This is a genomic window from Streptomyces atroolivaceus, assembly GCF_000717025.1.
GTDB classification, from domain to species: domain Bacteria; phylum Actinomycetota; class Actinomycetes; order Streptomycetales; family Streptomycetaceae; genus Streptomyces; species Streptomyces atroolivaceus.
This window is the reverse complement of sequence record NZ_JNXG01000089.1, coordinates 1-239: the sequence shown is the minus strand read 5'-3', so window position 1 is coordinate 239 and position 239 is coordinate 1. Positions and strand designations below refer to the sequence as shown.

Below are 239 nucleotides of genomic sequence, written 5' to 3'. Positions count from 1 at the left end.
GCCACGTCGGGTTGTACCTGGCAGCAGTTGCCTTCGGCGTCGTTCGGCCCGTCCGGAGCGACCGCCCACCGGCGGTTCTCGGAATGGTCGAAGGCCAGGTGTGGGCCAAGCTCCACCGCCTGGTCCTCGACGAACTCGGGGCCCGCGGCGAGCTGGACTGGTCGAGGTGCGCGATCGACTCGGTGAACATGCGGGCCTTGAAAAGGGGGACCTGACAGGTCCGAATCCTGTCGACCGGG

Annotated in this window: 1 pseudogene; it reads left to right on the top strand. The window is 68.2% G+C overall.

The features are described from left to right. Positions 1-239 (top strand): annotated as a pseudogene (locus tag OO67_RS35540) (transposase); the annotation flags it as partial.